An 18,050-nucleotide genomic window follows, 5' to 3' on the forward strand; every position below is an offset into this window, starting at 1 on the left:
TCGTTTAATGAAATGGCGGCAATAATATAGTGCCGCCATTATTAGTATAAGAATATCATGCCATTAAAAGTCACTTTTTATTTAGGGTTATTTTTATTTACCCCCAAAAGTTGCTTGGCATTGACGATCGTACCAGAAAATATGGGTATCTCTTTTCCAGGAACATATTTATCTGGACGAGGACAAAATGCGGTTTCTAGCCCTGCCCATAATCAACTGTATGTTGTCCGCTTTTATGTTGAAGGTGAACCAGGGAAAAAAATTACCGTCACCGTACCTAATAACCAATATCTTAATCATGACAAGACATCTCGAAAAATTAAGATACGTCGAATTTTTTACGGGTGCGGTTTATCTAAACGCGGGCGCACAAAAATAAACAGCAATGGAAGAAGCAAATTGTTATGTATCGGCGCAAAGATTCGGATAGGCGCAAAAATTCCAGCTGGCAACTACTCTGGCACCATTCCTTTTGAGGTTAATTATCGATGAAGAACCTAATTCTACTGCTGACAACAGTGATCATTTCGCTACCTATTCATGCGCAACTGTTGATTGCTCCGACCCGCTTGGTGCTGAATGCAGATCAGTCAGTGACAGAGAAGATTATCGTTGAAAACAGCTCGGACAAACCCATTCGACTTGAAATCAAACCAGTTTATCGCCCTATCACTTTGAGAGGTGTCACCCGCACTGATCAAAACATCGCGCAAACGGAAGATATTGCGGAGTGGATTAAAGTATCTCCACCTGTCATTCGTGAATTAAAGCCAAACCAACGACGCACCATTCGCCTGAGATTCAGCGCCTTACCAGCAGATAAAGACAATGGTGAATATAGAGCGTATTTGTGGTTCTCTCCGATCACGTTGGCCCAAGGCCAAACCACAGACTCACAAAACACGGGCCCCTCTTTTAATCTCGACTTCAGAGTGAACAGCTATATCCCTGTATATGCACAACGCGGCGAGATAAAACAAGATGTGTCCTTCCAGTGCGAAAGCGGCGAGCTACGCATTCAAAATAAAGGCAAATATCAGTTTAACGCCATGCTAAACACTGAAACCCTTCAAGAAAAGTTGGTACTACTTAGACAATCAGAGCTTGTGAGATCGCTACCGGCTAAGACTAAAGTTCTGATCACACAAGACGATCAATCACTACACGAATGTACCTTGTAATCTGCCTTACATCGATTCACGCACCGAGCCCAATCTAACCAGAATGAGACTACGTTACATTGGGCTGTGTTTGTCGATGCTCTTCGCCCTCTCTTTTCCGTTATTCGCCAACGAACCATCGCAGTTATCCTTGTATCCTGCGCACATTGAAGTTCGGTTAGGCAATGTGGGAGACAGTTTTTATCGTGTCATGATGGACGATGAGGAGGAACCCTACCTGCCTATCGAGAGCAGTATTGCTTACTTATTAGAAATGCATGGAGATTGTGTTCAACAACGATGTGAAATTCACTTGCCACAGGACATGGCTCGAGAGACTCCGGCCTTCATTATCGATCTGGCCCACAGTGTGTGTTACCGGTCTAACTCGCCACAACAGCCCATTCAGGTTATCAATTATGAACAGGAATGGCTCATCCACTGGCGTAGCCTGAACGATTGCTTACCCGTTAAAGCTCGTTGGTACATCGAAGACTATCAACTCATCATCGACAAGGGCTATAAGTCTCCCTCAGAGCTGGAAGAGGAAATTCAAAAGCTAAAACGCGACTCCCGCGAAAAAGCCAAACAACTTGAAAAACTGGCAAGACAACCCGCGGTCAGGCCGCTATCAACGTTGGGGTTCTCCACACGCCTTTCCGCAACCGCGTCATATGAGAGCGATAACAAGGAAGGAGGATACCTTCTCTCTGACTCGCTGATGAGCACTGAGAACTGGATAGGTCAGCTGTCTATTGACTCACGGGAAGATCAACCTGTGGCTTACTACAACTTCACGCTCGCCCCACCAAACAATAGTAATCAAGTTGAACTCGGGCATGTGTTACTAGATGGCGGCCTCTACTCCAACCCTGTGATTCTAGAAAATGGGTTTCACTACACCAATCATGAAACAACACCTAAATTTGGCGATCTGCAACTTGAACGAACAACGCAGCCAAACATCAACATCGATGTGTTGGTCAACGGGATTTATCAAAGCTCCTATCGCTCTGATGATTTTGGGCGCTTTGTCATCGAAGAAAACAATATCGCGCCAGGTGACACAATCACGTTTCGCTATTACTTGGCGAAAGGCGTTTGGCAGCAAGAGGAAGTCGTTATCGCAGGCTTGGATGGCGGTTTCCTTCCGAAAGGAAAGTGGGGAGTAGATGCCATCGTCGACTTTGAAGGCGCCAAAGTTGGAGCGGGTATCATCGAGTATGGCATAGATGACTACCTAACCTTTGGAACCACCGCGTTGATCGCGGAGCACGACACGCTGCTGGCTTTCCAAACACGGTATCTTCCGAGCCACTGGCTGGCGATGCAAGTAGGTTGGATTCCTGAATTACAGCGCTTCCCTATTGAGCTAGATATGCAGTTTGGCCGCGCCCAATCGTTAAGCTTGGAGCTCAACAAGTCTGTGAATTTCACACGGAATTCCGACTTGTACGACGCCTTAAAATACAGCTATTCAGGCGCTTACTATAATGCCTATCTGGATCTAAGGCATGAAGACGGTGGCTATAAAATCTCGCCTCAAGTCAGTATGAAAGTCGCTCGTAATCTTTTTCTCCGCTATGAATCTAATTACACCCACGATAAGAAAGAGAATGTCGACGACTTCTTACACACTATCGAACTCGCCAAAAATGGCTTTTCAGATACCTCATGGCGTGTGAAAGGGGCATGGGATAAATCCGGCTCTCTCGAGCAGACTGAAGCTTCATTACGAAATATTTGTACCGATTGCTGGCTCAACCACGGGCAGTACTTCGAGGAAGTTATGTCGAACCTGTCTGCCAGCTATAACAATACTGATCTCGAATTGTCCGCAACGGTCGAAGCTCGGGTGAACTCAAACTTCAAAATCAAACTGTTTGGCAATCATGAACATTACGGTGTCGAGCTTACGACGGAAGCCGCGGCTCGCAGCCATTTCGACGACAACATTGCCGAGCTATTAGATTGGAGCAAATACAGTTTCGCAAAACTCGTTGGTACCGTCGTCGACCAACAAGGCAACGTAATCCCGAATGTGAGTTTGCGCGTGCTCGATCAATTCGCCAAGAGCGATGAAAACGGCGAGTTTGTTTTTCACCAAGTTCCTGCCCACGATAATCTCTCCATCTATGTTGATGAAAGTGCACTAGACCTTAACTTAACCACACAGCACAACCCCATTCTCGTCAATACGCGCCAAGCAGGGATAACACAAATATCCGTGGTTTTGATCGCCTCTTTTGGCGTTGATGGCCTGATAGAAGGCCAACTCGAAAGCAACAGCTACGTGCACTTTAAACACATAGCCAATGATATGGAGTTCTCAAGCAAGATTGAGGAGGATGGCTTTTATATGGTGGAGGGGCTAACGTCTGGGCTCTATCTCATTACTTTAGAAAACGGCCAACAAAAAAGAATGATGCAAGCGCATCTCGACAATGAGTTTTGGATAAGCGGACTTAACTACCAAGTTTCCGACTTCTATTGAAGGTCTAATAAATACGGATACTGCTGATTTAAAAGATAAATATGCAGTGCACATCACCAAAGCCCCCTCCTCTTTTTGAATGAAAAAGCGGCGTGCCGAGCCCTACCTCCATTGAGCAATTTGAAAATGAGATCTAGCTCAAATATTTATCCATGACGGAAATAGTTGAAGCCAACGCCTAAAAGCCTCAGAATGTCGCACTTTTCGCGTCGTACATAAATTCGACGCCTTGTTATCTAACTCGACAATTGAGAATCATACATATGGGTTTTACCTCGTTAGGTCTATCTGCTCCAATCCTTAAAGCTATTCAGGAAAAAGGCTACGACACCCCTTCGCCAATTCAGGCACAAGCAATTCCTGCGGTACTGGAAGGGAAAGACGTAATGGCAGCAGCGCAGACTGGTACAGGTAAAACGGCAGGCTTTACGCTTCCGATTCTTGAACGTCTGTCGAGCGGTCCACGTGTACGCAGCAACCAAGTCCGCGCATTGGTGCTAACGCCAACTCGTGAGCTTGCTGCTCAGGTACAAGAAAACGTATTCATGTACAGCCGCCACCTACCTCTAACGAGTGCAGTGGTATTTGGTGGTGTGAAGATCAACCCGCAAATGCTTCGCCTACGTAAAGGTGCGGACGTATTGGTTGCAACACCAGGCCGTCTATTGGACCTATACAACCAAAATGCAGTGAAGTTCGACCAACTAGAAATGCTGGTTCTGGACGAAGCAGACCGCATGCTAGACATGGGCTTCATCCGTGACATTCGCAAGATTCTTGATTTACTGCCTAAGCAACGTCAGAACCTTCTGTTCTCTGCGACTTTCTCTGATGAAATCCGCGATCTTGCAAAAGGTTTGGTAAACAACCCTGTAGAGATTTCAGTTAACCCTGCAAACTCAACAGCACGCACTGTAGAACAATGCATCTACCCAGCAGACGTGAAGAAGAAAGCGCCAATGCTGGTCAAACTGATCAAAGACGGTGATTGGAAACAAGTATTGGTGTTTACCAAAACCAAGCATGGCGCTAACCGCTTAGCGAAGTTCTTAATCGACCAAAAGATTACAGCTGCAGCAATTCACGGTAACAAGAGCCAAGGCGCACGTACTAAAGCACTGGCTGACTTTAAATCTGGCGAAGTTCGAGTGCTGGTTGCAACAGACATCGCTGCACGCGGTATCGATATTCCTCAGCTTCCTCAAGTGGTTAACTTTGAGCTACCTAAAGTGGCAGAAGACTACGTTCACCGTATCGGTCGTACTGGTCGCGCTGGTGAAGTGGGTAAAGCGATTTCTCTAGTGTGCGCACTTGAAGCATCAGAGCTGTTTGCGATTGAACGTTTGATTCAACAACTGCTGCCTCGTAAAGAGCTAGAAGGCTACGCACCAACTAACGTACTACCAGAGTCGAAGCTAGATACTCGCCCTATCAAGCCAAAGAAACCGAAAAAGCCTAAGAAGCCAAAGGCAGAAGGTGAAAACGGTCAAACTGCTGAGAAGAAAAACAGCGGCGGTAACAACAAACCAAAGCGTCGTTTCAACAGTGACAACAAAAACGGTAAAGGCGAAAACAAATCAGGCAAAGGCGGCGCTGGCAAGCCAAAAGGCAACCGTGACGGTCAAGCTCGCTCAAACGGCAAGCCAAGCGGTAACAAACCAAATAACAACCAGTCTGGTACGAACAAACCGGGCGCAAGCAAAAACGGTAACGGTGGCAAACCATCAGGTAACCGCAAGCCTAACAACGGCAAACCAGCAGGCGCAAAGCCTTCAAACGGTAAACCGTCAGGCAACAAGCCATCAGGACAACGTCGTAAGCCACGTCCGCAAGCTGCTAAGTAATTAGATATCGAGTTAAAACAACAAAGCCGCTGATAATCTCAGCGGCTTTGTTTTATCTAACAGTGAAAACTATGTTATAGCTGGTTACTGAATATACATTTTTTGAATTACTCTCTGGAATCTAATATCTCTCTAATCTTCTTATAAGAATTTTTTTTAGAGTTGAAGATGATTTTATGCTCACCAAACTCTTTTTCGATACCAGCAATCAGCTTCCGCCACTCCAGCAGATAAGCCACCATCGAATAAATCAACACTCCGAATGTGAACAATACAGGCACACCTAGGCTGAAAAACAGAACTGAATGAACTCCGATTTCAGGACTAATAATATCAGAACGTTTTAGCAGTTCCGCAACCCCCATACCAATACCAGCACCACCAGTACCGATAAAAAAGACAACAACATACAGCGCGTTTCGCATCTTTTTTAATGGAGCTCTGAGGAAAGGCATTCTCTGAAGACTAAGTATACCAAAGATATCTAGTTTTCTAATTTCAACTTCATTTCCTCTAACAATTACACTATTTTTAAGAGCTTTACTCTTGTCGCTAAAATAGGCACCTAAAATAAAGCCAAATAAAAAAATCAAAACCAATAAAATAAACATTAAAAAAACAGGGTCAAATATTGAATTAGAACCCACTATAACTGAGCTTAATACATACAAAGTTAAAACTAATAGTGCATATACTGGAAAAACAACACCCGCTTCGACTCTTTTATTTAAAAATTCTTTCCCTTTTTTTGTAAAAAGATATATCTGGAAAAATGAAATAATAAATAAAGATGTCCAACAAAACACCTTTGAATAATATGGAGCATCAAAAAAAGTGTATACGAGTTGAAAAGTTGCCATTATAAAAGAAATACCAGAAATGCTAAATCTCATATTTTCAGGTTCATAGTAATTATCAGAATAAACAATCATGTTACAACCTTAACGTTTCTATAATGACTTAAACTAGCTACACTATTATTCATACCTAGCTTTCAGTAACGTCCTTTTCCTCACTATCCAATATCTCTCTAATCTTCTTATAAGACTTTTTTTGAGAATTGAAGATGATTTTATGCCCACCAAACTCTTTCTCTATGCCAGCAATCAGTTTCCGCCACTCAAGCAGATAAGCTACCATCGAGTAAATCAACACTCCAAATGTGAATAGTACAGGCGTACCAAGGCTAAAAAATAGAACGGAATGAACTCCTACTTCAGGACTTATAACATCAGAACGTTTGAGCAGTTCTGCTATCCCAATACCAATACCAGCACCACCTGTCCCGATAAAAAAGGCAACAACATACAACGCATTTCGCATCTTTTTTAATGGAGCTTTTAGAAAAGGCATTTTTTGAAGGCTTAGAGCACCAAGTACATCAATTTTTCTAATCTCGATTTCGTTATATCTGATAATTACATTTCTATTCTGTGGCAGATTAGTATCTTCGCTAAAGTAATACCCAGTGACCCCGCCTAAAAACAACGATAAAATCAAAAAACAGAACATATTGAAGTTAGGGTCAAATAAATATTTAGATTCAACAATGACAGAATTAATTATGAACATTGATATGTTGAATATAAAATATAAGAATGTATATATCATCATATCAATTCTTTTTCTAAATATTCTTTTATTTTGGAGCAAATATGAAAATAACGGAAATAAAAATAGTGTTATAGATACAATTCCACACAAGGCTTTTGCATACAGAGAAGCACTAGCAAAAACATATCCAAGTTGAAAAGGGATAAAACACAAAGAGAAAATAACGAGTATTCCCCTGACGGACTCAGGTTTGTACTCAGTATCTGAATAAACTTCCATAACGTTACCTAGAAACCAAAGAAACCTGAACCATACATTGCTGATGAACCTATGTAATTATCAATATCATGCTGATTTTTATCAATCTCTTTATTGATCATATTCTCTATCGTTAATGCAGGAAAAGCTTCTTTTAAAGATGATTTTACTTTATCTTTAATTTCGTATTTTGTATCAAGAGCATCAACGCCCCATCCAACGAGAAAAGACAATCCAGCGATACCTAAAAGTAAAAAAAATGTGTTAACCGCTAATCCACCCAGAGATAAAGCAGCAACAATTGCAGCTAGAGCCATCGCTGCAATGAACCCTGATATGAATAATTTTGATGTTGTTACACCTAGTGCTCCCAAAAATTCTGCTATGTTTTGCTCTCCAATATCTTTTGTAAAAAACTCATATACATCAAATGATGCAACGAAAACAAAAGATATAATATTCGTCCCTTTAAAAGGATTTGCACTACTCGAAGCGTTATTTATAAGATTACTCCAGTTTGATGATTTCATATCGTCTGAAGCTTGGATGATGGAGCTAAACATTTGAACTTTGTCAGCATCAATTCCGTAGTTTATACCCGTAAGAAATGCACGATTTCTGCGGTCTCCCTTAAACACAATACCAAGTTTCCCCCCCCACTGTGACATCCTTTTAACGGAAAACTGCCCCTTAACTATAAACTCTTTCAAATACCCCCTTGCAGCATCTGCGCCATACTTTTCTTTATAGTAAGTGTACGCTTTTCCATGATCGACCATTTGAACCATCATTGTCGCTGTGGCATTTTGATCCCGGTTGCTATTTGACAAGTGATCATAAAATTCCAACAAAGAATTTTCTGCTAAAGTGTCATATAGTGCAGAAATTACATCCTCTGATAGTTGGTCGATATCAAAAACTTCGCCGAGAAGGTTTTCTGGAAGAACCAAAGTAGCACTTGCTTTAAGGATAGAGATGACTTCGTTATCACCACTATTATTGGGTTTAATGATTGTTTTTTGATTCAGAGACTGAGCAGGACAAGTCAGTATTGCAGCTCTGAGATCCCCTGGAGACTTAACACCCTCCATTATCGACCGATTTTCTAATATGGTGTAGCCTTGCCCATTCACATACACTTCAAGAGAGTTGCACGTTCCCTCCGCCGTATTTGGAAGCAGCGTTGCCTTAGGTGTGAATTCTTTGGGTAGCGAGGGACTACGTTTACCATTTACAGCAAATTGTATATCTAAATCCTGACCACTTTGGTCATCGGCCCAAAACATATTGCCTGCAGCAACATTGAGCTCTACTGGTTCTTTATCGTTCGCATCTGTTGTTTTTGAGCTGCCTGCATAAATCCATAGGTCATCTTTCATTAGATTTCTCTCCAGTAAATATCAAACGAAGCCTCTAAATCTTTGGTATTTATTAACGATGTTTGACCTTTGTCGTTAGTTTTACCAAAAATTTCCTTTCCATCCTCAAACACTATCTTGTATTGCTTGTTTGCATGTACAACACCTGTGGACTGGTCTTTCAATACAATGCGTTGGTTATAACGCATAAAAGACTCATATGGCGGAGCTTCTACAAAGCGAGATTTACCTTTACCCGGATTAATAGCGACTTTACCACCTTTGATGATACTCTCAGACCCACCATCTATCGTAATCGAAGAGCCATAGAGCTGAATCTTACCACTGCTTTTTAGTATTAATCCCGCATAGCCAACCTGAACTTTGATTTCCTCTCCAGAAATATAGGTCGTCTCTCCATCTGAGCGTATAGACGTATTACCTTGAACATCCACCGTGAGGTTTTCACCAATGCTTTGTAAATCGTCACTTCCGACATCTACAGAACGACTATCTAGAATAGCGAGTGTCGCATTTCCTTCAATGTCTAGAGACGTGCTTTTACCAATCATTGTTTGGCGGTTTTCATCAATGGATAGTGTTTGATTATTCGCGATTTGCTTTTTCTCATTCGCGTTGTAAGTAACGTGAACATCTTCCTCAACTTGCTCCATAAAGGTTTGCTTAGTAATGGAGGTTTTATGCCCATCAATGACTTCTTTACGGTCGCCTAAGATGTTGTTTTCTTGGTTGTTACCGACTTTTAACTCTTCATCATTTCCGATGTCTCGATAACGGTTATTGAGCACTTTGGTCTTCATGTCTTTTTGAGCGCGGAAGTGAACCTCTTCTTGGTCACTCTCATCCTCAAAGTACATTTCGTTGTAACCTTCAGCCTTATGGCTTTGGGTTCTAAACACTGTGCGCGTTTTGTTTTCTGGTAATGGGTATGGCGGCGTGTGTAAACCGTTGTAAACCGCGCCCGTCACTAGTGGGCGGTCTGGGTCACCTTCTAGGAAGGTCACAATCACTTCATGACCAATGCGAGGTAGATAGACTGCTCCCCAGTTGGGTGCTGCCATTGATTGACTAACACGTAGCCAACATGAACTATGCTCATCGCTTTGTGCGTAACGGTCCCAATGGAACTGAACTTTGATGCGTCCATATTCATCGGTGTAGATTTCTTCACCCGCAGGACCAACCACAACGGCAGTTTGAGGACCATCAACGACAGGTGACGCCATTTTAGGTGCACGGAATGTCACATCTCGTGGTAAGCAGACAAACTGATTGTGATAAGTTGTAGGCTCATCGCTCGACTCTTCCTCATGCACACGAGGGTTAAAGCCAGTGTGCATCACCGTCAACATGAGGTAATCACGGTTGATGCCTAAACGAGGATGCTGGCTGATATCGAAGCTGTAGCCTGCGGTGAGACGCATGATATCGCTCGCAGCTTCAATCTGATGGCTGTCCACCGTGTATTCGGACATCCACTCCGTTACACGCTGCTGCCCTAAGTCTGGTGAAGTATAACGGCCAAGATAGTCGTAGCGCTGCAAATCAAAGTTCGGGCCTTCATCGGCGCTTTTTCCTTGTGGGATTTTCGGCGTGAGATAGTTGTAATCGCCATAGCTGACGATGCCAGTGCGAGTACGATGCGTTTGTTCGAGGTCGAAGATGTGTTCTCGATCTGGCGTGCCACCACCTTGGGCATGATAAATCACAGGTCCTAGGTAAGAAGCATTAGTAGGTGAACTGATGAGCTCAGGTATCGCATCGTTGCTATCGACGATGACCATGGTATGTCCAGCCTCATTATGCTCGAAATAATACCAAAGGCCGTGCTCTGCCATTAGTCGCTGTACAAAATGCTGGTCGTTCTCACGGTATTGAAGAACGTACTCTTTCGCTTCGTATTGCGCTGATAGTTCAAAGCGGTAATCGCTCATGCCTGCATCATCAAAGACCTGACGAATGATGTCGGGAGCCGCTTGCATCTGAAAGATGCGACAGTCCTGACGCTGAGTGAGAAACCAGAGGTGTGGAACCAAAGTAATATGATAACGCGAGAAGCGGCGGCCAGAGCCTAAGTAACGAAGTTCAGAGATACTGCCGTTAAACTGGCGAGCCGTTCCTACACCTTGACCAAACAGGCTCAGGACGCCCATTTTTCGGCTTAAGGCTTCAAACGTGATGGCATCGTCGTCGGACAACACCGTCAAGTTCATTTCAAAGGGAGAAGAGACTGTTTCCGTAATCCGGAAGCTTTCGACTTTAAATGCACCGGAGAACCCAGACACATCAAAGGTGAAATCTACATCATTAACCATACTGTTCGACTCTTATGACAGTGAAGAAGTGTGTAAACACCCCCACAGACGCTAAATTGGCCAAACTGTATCAAGTTATATGACGTCCATCACCGTGATGAATTAACAGATAATTTGCACGTTAGACTAGGCATTTATTGGGGAAAAATACGCCAATCATCTGTGACACCAAAAATATGACTTTTTGTATGGTTATTTAATCGGTCATGTACCGATTTTGAATGTGTCAGTATGTGATTTAACCCAACAAAAAATGAACAGAAGTTTTCAAATTGACACTTATTAACTTAACGGTCATCAGTGGCAGATTTATCAGTCACGTCCGCAAGCAGCTAAGTAATAAAAAACAGCCCCTCACAATGAGGGGCTGTTTTTTTGGCAGTATGGTGAATAACAGGCTTAGATTAATGCCACTCCATTTCACCACTTAGCACTTTCGCGCCCAGTTCAAGATCGCCTTCTGTGGCTGCAAACTGAGGGTACTTAGCCTTCATCGCTGCCGAAATCTCGCTTGATGATGGCTTGCCCGATTTTTCTAACGTCTGCTCGATGTCTGCGATGTAGTTTATGGTGAATTGAATACCTTCAACACCTTTCGGCATATCACCAAGGTAGTGTCCCGGAATCACGGTTTTTGGTTTCAGTGCTTTCATGCGCTCCAGCGATTGAGACCATTGGGTACGCTCTTGTTTCGACTGAGTGTCCGCCATCCAAACATGAACGCCACTGTAAACCGATACTCCACCAAATACCGTTTCCTCCGAAGGCACCCAAAGGTAAGCATCATGAGTATTGATTTCTTTTACTTCAATGCGCTTACCTTCAAGCGTCAGAGTGGTGTCATTGAGTACAGTAGGCACAACAATTTTTGATGGTGCCCCCTCTTTCAAAATCGGTCCCCAGTACGCCAGTTTCGCATCTTTTGTTCGTTCGATATGTTTAACAACCGCTTTGCTCGCGACCACTTTGACATCAGGGAAGGCCGCAACAATAGGCTCTAAGCCAAAATAATAATCTGGGTCACCGCTGCTGATGTAAATCATCGACAGCTCTTTGCCACTCTTTTTAATCTGTTCCACCAATTTTTTTCCGTCTTTGACACTAAATTGTGCGTCAAACAACATCAGCTCTTTTTCACCAGAAACAAGCACAGAGCTTGCAGGAAAGATCGCATTTTCACCGGGGTTGTAGTGGGTAATCGTTAAGTCCGCAGCCGACACATAGTTCGATGCCGCTAGTGCTGTGATCAGTAGAGTAATTGAACGCTTATTCATCATCTTATTCCGTGTTAGAGAACCAACTCATGCGGCTCGTTTCATGTTGAGGTCATCTTATTTGATTGGTTTTAGATGAAATAGACAGCAAATTAACTTTCACTGTTGCGAAATCCGGACATATACTGTGACGGCGATTTTCTTAAGGTGAAGCAACAGAATGGACAGACTTGAGGCAATGAATGTCTTTGTCACGATCGTAGAGCGAGGCAGTTTGAGTGCAGCAGCAGAGCACCTCGACATGTCCCGAACCAAAGTGACACGTTATTTAGGTGAGCTCGAAAAATGGATGGATACTCGTTTACTCCACCGCACAACTCGAAGCCTCAGTTTAACCAGTGCAGGTAAAGAGACGCTTGAGATTGCACGAGAGCTACTTGCACTTGAAGATTCCCTAAGCGGAATCCGAAACCAAAATCGAGTGAATCTAAAAGGTCAATTGCGTATTACCGCAAGCTATTCCATTGTGAGTAGCTTCCTCATTGATGCAATCACAAGCTTTGTTGAACAGTGGCCTGATGTGGCGATTGACATTGTGTCGACAGATGAAACCGTAAACCTTGTGGAATCACGCATTGATCTTGCCATACGCACCACCAATGAGTTGCCTGCTAATGTCGTAGCAAAGCAATTAGGTGAATGCCGCTCGGTGATATGTGCGTCCCCCAAATATATCGAACAAAAAGGCGCACCGTTAAACGCCCAAGACCTAGGACACCACAATTGTCTTTCCTTTAGCTACTTTGGTCGTTCTGAGTGGATATTCTCTGGACCAAAGGGTGATGAATCAGTCTCCATCAAAGGCAATATCAGCGCGAATACCCCGGAAGTACTGCTTGCTGCCGCTTTAAATGGTAACGGAATCAGCTTACAGCCTTTCCCAACCGTGAAGGATTTGCTCACTGAGGGTAAGTTGATTCAGTTGTTACCAGAATGGCACCCAAAAACGTTAGGCGTTCATGCTATTTATGGCACACGTAAACAAGTCACACCGTTATTAAGAGCCTTTATCGACCATCTCTCCACTAGCATGTCGGAATCCAAGCGCTGGTGAGCACTTTTCCGTAAAGGCCCTAACCTTACTCTCAACCTGTGTTAGTCTAGCGAAATCCGTGACCAAGATAGGTTGAGACGTCATCATGACATACGATGAATTTAATCAATTCTGTGGCTCATTCGCTGCCACTTCCCATGTTGTTCAATGGGGTGATGCACATGTTTGGAAAGTCGGTGGAAAGGTATTTGCCATTGGCGGTTGGAGTAAAGAAAAGCAGCCGGCATTTACGTTTAAAACTTCCCCTTTAAACTTCGACTTTTTAAGTGATTATGAGGGCTACATTCCTGCCCCTTATTTCGCCAACCGTGGAATGAAGTGGATTCAACAAACAGAAACCTCAGGACGCCTAGACGAAGAGCTAAAGTACTATTTATCAGAATCTTATCGATTAGTTGCACTTGGCTTGAGTAAGCGAAAACGCGATGAACTAGGCATTGAACTACCACCAGCGAAGCAATAACGATGCTTGAAGATAAACTTGCTCAGTTACTGGCAGAAGATCCACGTCGCATTCAAGCATTGGAGAGTGTTCGCTCACTGGCTTTACCAGATTGCTACATTGCTGCAGGCTTCGTACGAAATCTAGTTTGGGACCATCTTCATCAAAAGCAAAATCCAACACCATTAAACGATCTTGATGTGGTTTATTTCGATCCGGATGAGTTGGACGAACAAGCCTACCTCAACTACGAAACGCAGCTAAACGCCTTAATGCCAGAGCTCAACTGGCAAGTTCGCAATCAAGCAAACATGCACCTAAGGAATGGTGATGAGCCATACCAAAGTACCTTAGATGCGATGAGTTACTGGCCAGAAAAAGAGACAGCGGTCGCTGCCAGATTGAACGAAAAGAACCAGATAGAGTGCATTTCAGCGTTCGGGTTTGAGTCCTTGTTTGAAGGCCAGATTACTTATAATCCCAAGCGAACATTAGTGCTGTTTCAATCTCGGGTAGAATCCAAAAACTGGCTAATCACATGGCCTCAATTACGGGTTGCCGTCTAAGTCTTGCTTATTCCGGAAACTGGCTATGAAAACGCTCAATCAAGAAGTCCAAAAACAAACGAAGTCGCTTGGGTTGATACTGGCGGCTCAGATAAATCACGTTCAAATCTGCGCCTGCAGAAGAGGTTGATGCGTTGAAGTTCTTCATATAGCCATTTAACACCGTCACTAAACGCTGCTGTTTGATGTCCTCTTGTACATCGAGAATCGATTTCAACGCAATACCCGCGCCATCTAACGCCCATTGACGAATCACTTCGCCATCATCAGAAAAACGCTTCGGTACGACAGTAATAACGTTGTGCTGCTCTTCATCTTGGAAGTGCCATGTTTTCAACTCTTCATTGCTGCGAACCATGGCTAAGCAATCATGCTGTGCTAAATCTTGTGGCGTGCTCGGCGTGCCTTTCTTTGCCAAATACTGAGGAGCAGCGCAAAGCACTCGGCGACTGGACGCCAGTTTGCGAGAGATAAGGTTACTGTCGGCTAGCTCCCCATATCGGATAACAATATCCAAACCGGACTCAGCTAAGTTGGATAAGTTATCGTTCAAATACAGATAAGGGATCACATCGGGATAGAGCTGACTGAATTCCGACAGTATTGGCGAAATGTATTGCTTACCAATATCACGAGGAGCCGAGATTTTAATAGTCCCGCGCACTTCTTTAGTGCCAGTTTGGAGTAAGTTTTCCGTCTCTTTAACGCGGTCGATGATTTCTAAGCATGCCTGATGGTACATAGCACCAGAGTCCGTCAGTGAAATATGCCTTGTACTGCGATTAAGTAATTTCACCCCATAACGATCTTCCAGCGACTGCAATCTTGCCGTTACTGTTGCTGGCGATAAGCCGAGCTCTCTACCAGCCGCCGCCAACCCTTGGTTCTTCACTATGCTGACAAACAGCGTCATATCCGAAAACTTGTCCAAATTCCCTCCCGAAATCTCATTATTCGACTGAGCTGAATAATCAATTCAAATATTACCCAATTATCAAATTTCTTCTACCCAATATACTGAGTCCATCAAATACGACTGGATAAAAGATAATGAGCAAGCTATTTGAACCAGCACAGCTAAAACAACTGGATCTACAAAACCGTGTAGTCATGGCACCAATGACCCGAGCGCGCACCAGCCAACCGGGCAACATTCCAAACCAAATGATGGCGACTTACTACAAGCAGCGCGCAACCGCAGGCTTAATCATCTCCGAAGCGACACAGATTTCAGATGATTCGCAGGGTTACTCGTTCACACCAGGCGTCTACACCGATGAACAAGTGGCTGGCTGGAAAACCGTCACTCAAGCAGCAAAAGAGCAAGGCGCAGTGATGTTTTGTCAGTTATGGCATGTTGGCCGTGTATCACACCCGACATTCCAAAAAGGCGAACAGCCTATTGCCCCATCAGCACTAAAACCCGTAGAAACCCAAGTGTGGATTGCCGATGAACAAGGTAATGGCAACATGGTCGATTGTGTAGAGCCACGAACCATGACTCAAGCCGATATTGACCGTGTTGTGAATGATTTTGCCCATGCAGCGAAACGCGCGATTGAAGCAGGCTTCGATGGCGTCGAAATCCACGGCGGTAATGGCTACCTGATTGACCAGTTCCTGCGTACCAATTCAAACCACAGAACCGACAACTACGGCGGTACTCGCAAGAACCGACTTCGCTTTCTATTAGAAGTGGTCGATGCGGTGAGCGAAGCCATCGGTGCCAACAAAGTGGGAGTACGACTCGCGCCATTCATCACTTTCAAGGACATGAACTGCCCAGACATTGTGCCAACCATCCTCGATGCATCGAAACAACTTCAAGCTCGCGATATTGCGTACTTGCACCTGTCTGAAGCGGATTGGGACGACGCACCCGTGATTCCAGAAAGCTTCCGTATCGAGCTACGCGAATACTTCACCAACACCATTATCGTCGCTGGCAGTTACACCCAAGAGCGTGCTGACGAGGTGCTTGAGAAAGGTTATGCGGATTTAGTCGCGTTTGGACGCCCGTTTGTTTCTAACCCAGATTTGGTGGCGCGCTTACAGCACCAACAACCTCTGGCTGAACTGAATGGCTCAACGCTTTTTGGTGGTAATGAACAAGGCTATACCGATTATCCGGCGCTTGGTTAAGAGGCTTTACCCGCTTCTGATAGCGATTCATAGCGTGCCGTATTTCTCAAATTAATCAGTTGTTATCCCATAAAGGGAAAATCGCAAAGTAGTTCAACGTTTTCTTGTGTTTAGGTTTAATAAACTGGATGCATACTCAGAATGCAAATTTAGGAGAACGCTCGTGTCTGATGAAACTACAAAACAAGAAGTGACGGTTGTTGATATTAAAATGCCATTTATTTCGATGGTGATCTTTATGGTCAAGTTCGCTATCGCTTCAATTCCTGCGATGATCATTCTAGGGATCATCTTCAGCATTTTAGGGATGATATTTGGCGGAATGTTCGGTGGCATGTTCCACGGTTCTGGTCACATGTAAGCGAAATCACCGCTGATGTGATTTCGCTTAAGTTCGGGATAAAGCCACGCTGTCTCTTTTACCAAAAAAATCACTCCCTATTTTCTATTACTCGTTAAAAGTAGATAAAAAATGAGTGAGGGAGTGATTTCTCGATGGTTCACCTTACAAGGTTTGCTCAAGCGCTTGTTTAAGTTCTGCCTCTGCTCGCTCAATCACTTGTTGAGCCTGCTCGCGTTGTGCTCTGCCTTCCTTCACTCGCGATAGCGTATTGTTCAACGTTTCTATCGTCAGTTGATTCACGGTCTCTAGAGAATCGAGATCGAGAATGCCACGCTGGTAGTTTTCTGCAATTTGTTCTTCTAACGCCTTCAGTTTCTCTGCGTTTTGCACATATTGCTTATTGGTGTAATCCTTCACCGCACGCGTTACCTTCAACGCTTTCTCTTTTTCATAATTGGAAATCGCAATCAAGAATTGACGCTTCCACAATGGAAATGTGTTGTGCACGATATCTTGAATGTCTTCCATCAGCATTTTATTGCCTTCTTGAGACAATCGAATCTGAGGTGCGGTTTGGATAGCAGCAAGACGAGTGAGCTCAAGGTTATGTACACGCTTTTCTAAACGCGCAACGGCTTGGGTCGCATCACGGTATTTCTGGGCATCCAACGCGTCACCACTTTGCTCAGATTGTGCCAGTAAGCTTGGTAACACATTTTGCGTAAGCTGGTTTAACTTATACTTACCAGCGGCGATGTACTGCTCTAATCCGCCGAGCAACTCTAAATTATGGTCATAGAGCGTATCGAGCTGGCTAATATCATGAGCCAACTTCATCTCTTGTGCTTCTAAACGTCCTGAAAGCTGTTCCAATTGGCTTTTCACTGAATCAAAACTTGCCGAGAATTTTTTGAATGAATCAAAAAGCTCACCAACTAGAGGAAGTCTCGATAACAAGCTGGTTTTGCCTAGATTTGAGAATTCAGCGCTGTCCATAGACGATACCATTGCATGCAAAATATCGCCCGCTTCACCACTGTCGCGAACACGAACTTGCTCTAACACTTCGTCAGAGAAAGCGGTGATTTTTTCCAGCGCCTCTTTACCAAAAGTGATCGTCGCTACGCTATCAAACGCATCAAATTGCTCTGCGAGTGCGACGATTTGAGGAGTAGCGTCCACCTCAAGTACCTGATGTTCAGAATTCATCAATTCGGTCATGGGA

General features: G+C 43.9%; 16 protein-coding genes. 9 read left to right on the forward strand and 7 right to left on the reverse strand.

Features of this window, described 5'->3' with window-relative positions; translation table 11 throughout:
* The first annotated feature begins 57 nt into the window (after positions 1-57).
* From GXP65_RS07190 to GXP65_RS07205, 4 genes are all read left to right on the forward strand, one after another.
* Positions 58-492 (forward strand): DUF4402 domain-containing protein, encoded by a 435-nt coding sequence (locus tag GXP65_RS07190; protein WP_162092389.1) that lies wholly within the window; start codon positions 58-60, stop codon positions 490-492.
* Positions 489-1,181: a molecular chaperone gene (locus tag GXP65_RS07195; RefSeq protein ID WP_162092390.1), complete on the forward strand. Its 693-nt coding sequence runs from the start codon at positions 489-491 to the stop codon at positions 1,179-1,181. The genes GXP65_RS07190 and GXP65_RS07195 overlap by 4 nt, the downstream gene beginning before the upstream one ends.
* 76 nt (positions 1,182-1,257) lie before the next feature.
* Positions 1,258-3,654, forward strand: coding sequence for a carboxypeptidase-like regulatory domain-containing protein (locus tag GXP65_RS07200; protein WP_240334977.1), 2,397 nt, complete (start codon positions 1,258-1,260; stop codon positions 3,652-3,654).
* Positions 3,655-3,917: 263 nt separating this feature from the next.
* The gene (locus GXP65_RS07205) at positions 3,918-5,498 is read left to right on the forward strand and encodes a DEAD/DEAH box helicase (protein WP_162092391.1); all 1,581 of its coding nucleotides are present in this window, start codon (positions 3,918-3,920) and stop codon (positions 5,496-5,498) included.
* Positions 5,499-5,605: 107 nt separating this feature from the next.
* Here the strand turns inward: GXP65_RS07205 and GXP65_RS07210 are convergent, their stop codons facing one another.
* From GXP65_RS07210 to GXP65_RS07230, 5 genes are all read right to left on the reverse strand, one after another.
* Positions 5,606-6,430, reverse strand: a complete 825-nt coding sequence (locus GXP65_RS07210) for a hypothetical protein (RefSeq protein WP_162092392.1) — start codon at positions 6,428-6,430, stop codon at positions 5,606-5,608.
* A 55-nt stretch (positions 6,431-6,485) separates the two neighbouring features.
* Positions 6,486-7,331 carry a hypothetical protein gene (locus GXP65_RS07215; RefSeq protein WP_162092393.1) on the reverse strand — a complete coding sequence of 282 codons (846 nt, stop codon included), beginning with the start codon at positions 7,329-7,331 and terminating at the stop codon, positions 6,486-6,488.
* Between the two features lie 8 nt (positions 7,332-7,339).
* A complete protein-coding gene (locus GXP65_RS07220) occupies positions 7,340-8,689 on the reverse strand; it encodes a hypothetical protein (RefSeq protein WP_162092394.1) in 1,350 nt (449 codons plus the stop codon).
* Positions 8,689-11,004, reverse strand: coding sequence for a type VI secretion system tip protein VgrG (gene tssI / locus GXP65_RS07225; RefSeq protein WP_162092395.1), 2,316 nt, complete (start codon positions 11,002-11,004; stop codon positions 8,689-8,691). Before tssI ends, GXP65_RS07220 begins: the two co-directional genes overlap by 1 nt.
* A 404-nt stretch (positions 11,005-11,408) precedes the next feature.
* The gene (locus tag GXP65_RS07230) at positions 11,409-12,278 is read right to left on the reverse strand and encodes a Vmh family MBL fold metallo-hydrolase (protein ID WP_162092436.1); all 870 of its coding nucleotides are present in this window, start codon (positions 12,276-12,278) and stop codon (positions 11,409-11,411) included.
* Between the two features lie 160 nt (positions 12,279-12,438).
* Here GXP65_RS07230 and GXP65_RS07235 point away from each other — a divergent pair, with 160 nt between their 5' ends.
* From GXP65_RS07235 to GXP65_RS07245, 3 genes are all read left to right on the forward strand, one after another.
* Complete coding sequence (locus tag GXP65_RS07235; RefSeq protein WP_162092396.1) at positions 12,439-13,332, forward strand: LysR family transcriptional regulator; 894 nt, start codon at positions 12,439-12,441, stop codon at positions 13,330-13,332.
* An 85-nt stretch (positions 13,333-13,417) separates the two neighbouring features.
* Positions 13,418-13,795 (forward strand): MmcQ/YjbR family DNA-binding protein, encoded by a 378-nt coding sequence (locus tag GXP65_RS07240; protein ID WP_005532333.1) that lies wholly within the window; start codon positions 13,418-13,420, stop codon positions 13,793-13,795.
* A 2-nt stretch (positions 13,796-13,797) separates the two neighbouring features.
* Positions 13,798-14,340 (forward strand): nucleotidyltransferase family protein, encoded by a 543-nt coding sequence (locus tag GXP65_RS07245; RefSeq protein ID WP_162092397.1) that lies wholly within the window; start codon positions 13,798-13,800, stop codon positions 14,338-14,340.
* Positions 14,341-14,347: 7 nt separating this feature from the next.
* On the opposite strand, the gene GXP65_RS07250 is transcribed toward GXP65_RS07245, so the two are convergent.
* Positions 14,348-15,271 (reverse strand): LysR family transcriptional regulator, encoded by a 924-nt coding sequence (locus tag GXP65_RS07250; RefSeq protein ID WP_162092398.1) that lies wholly within the window; start codon positions 15,269-15,271, stop codon positions 14,348-14,350.
* Between the two features lie 119 nt (positions 15,272-15,390).
* Between GXP65_RS07250 and GXP65_RS07255 the strand changes: the two genes are divergently transcribed.
* Together GXP65_RS07255 and GXP65_RS07260 are read left to right on the forward strand one after the other, a co-directional pair.
* Positions 15,391-16,482, forward strand: coding sequence for an alkene reductase (locus GXP65_RS07255; RefSeq protein WP_162092399.1), 1,092 nt, complete (start codon positions 15,391-15,393; stop codon positions 16,480-16,482).
* Between the two features lie 163 nt (positions 16,483-16,645).
* Positions 16,646-16,843: a hypothetical protein gene (locus GXP65_RS07260; RefSeq protein ID WP_162092400.1), complete on the forward strand. Its 198-nt coding sequence runs from the start codon at positions 16,646-16,648 to the stop codon at positions 16,841-16,843.
* 144 nt (positions 16,844-16,987) lie between these two features.
* On the opposite strand, the gene GXP65_RS07265 is transcribed toward GXP65_RS07260, so the two are convergent.
* On the reverse strand, positions 16,988-18,046 hold the full coding sequence (locus GXP65_RS07265) for a toxic anion resistance protein (RefSeq protein ID WP_005429653.1): 1,059 nt from the start codon (positions 18,044-18,046) through the stop codon (positions 16,988-16,990).
* Between the last annotated feature and the right edge of the window lie 4 nt (positions 18,047-18,050).

Source organism: Vibrio sp. LB10LO1, assembly GCF_010092875.1.
Classification (GTDB): domain Bacteria; phylum Pseudomonadota; class Gammaproteobacteria; order Enterobacterales; family Vibrionaceae; genus Vibrio; species Vibrio campbellii.

Excerpts from the sequence above, each read along its gene's own strand:
- GXP65_RS07220 (WP_162092394.1), bottom strand. The coding sequence starts at position 8,689 with ATGAAAGATGACCTATGGATTTATGCAGGCAGCTCAAAAACAACAGAT.
- GXP65_RS07205 (WP_162092391.1), top strand. The coding sequence starts at position 3,918 with ATGGGTTTTACCTCGTTAGGTCTATCTGCTCCAATCCTTAAAGCTATT.
- GXP65_RS07210 (WP_162092392.1), bottom strand. The coding sequence starts at position 6,430 with ATGATTGTTTATTCTGATAATTACTATGAACCTGAAAATATGAGATTT.
- GXP65_RS07215 (WP_162092393.1), bottom strand. The coding sequence starts at position 7,331 with ATGGAAGTTTATTCAGATACTGAGTACAAACCTGAGTCCGTCAGGGGA.
- GXP65_RS07195 (WP_162092390.1), top strand. The coding sequence starts at position 489 with ATGAAGAACCTAATTCTACTGCTGACAACAGTGATCATTTCGCTACCT.
- GXP65_RS07245 (WP_162092397.1), top strand. The coding sequence starts at position 13,798 with ATGCTTGAAGATAAACTTGCTCAGTTACTGGCAGAAGATCCACGTCGC.
- GXP65_RS07235 (WP_162092396.1), top strand. The coding sequence starts at position 12,439 with ATGGACAGACTTGAGGCAATGAATGTCTTTGTCACGATCGTAGAGCGA.
- GXP65_RS07255 (WP_162092399.1), top strand. The coding sequence starts at position 15,391 with ATGAGCAAGCTATTTGAACCAGCACAGCTAAAACAACTGGATCTACAA.
- GXP65_RS07200 (WP_240334977.1), top strand. The coding sequence starts at position 1,258 with ATGCTCTTCGCCCTCTCTTTTCCGTTATTCGCCAACGAACCATCGCAG.
- GXP65_RS07230 (WP_162092436.1), bottom strand. The coding sequence starts at position 12,278 with ATGAATAAGCGTTCAATTACTCTACTGATCACAGCACTAGCGGCATCG.
- GXP65_RS07190 (WP_162092389.1), top strand. The coding sequence starts at position 58 with ATGCCATTAAAAGTCACTTTTTATTTAGGGTTATTTTTATTTACCCCC.
- GXP65_RS07265 (WP_005429653.1), bottom strand. The coding sequence starts at position 18,046 with ATGACCGAATTGATGAATTCTGAACATCAGGTACTTGAGGTGGACGCT.
- tssI (WP_162092395.1), bottom strand. The coding sequence starts at position 11,004 with ATGGTTAATGATGTAGATTTCACCTTTGATGTGTCTGGGTTCTCCGGT.
- GXP65_RS07240 (WP_005532333.1), top strand. The coding sequence starts at position 13,418 with ATGACATACGATGAATTTAATCAATTCTGTGGCTCATTCGCTGCCACT.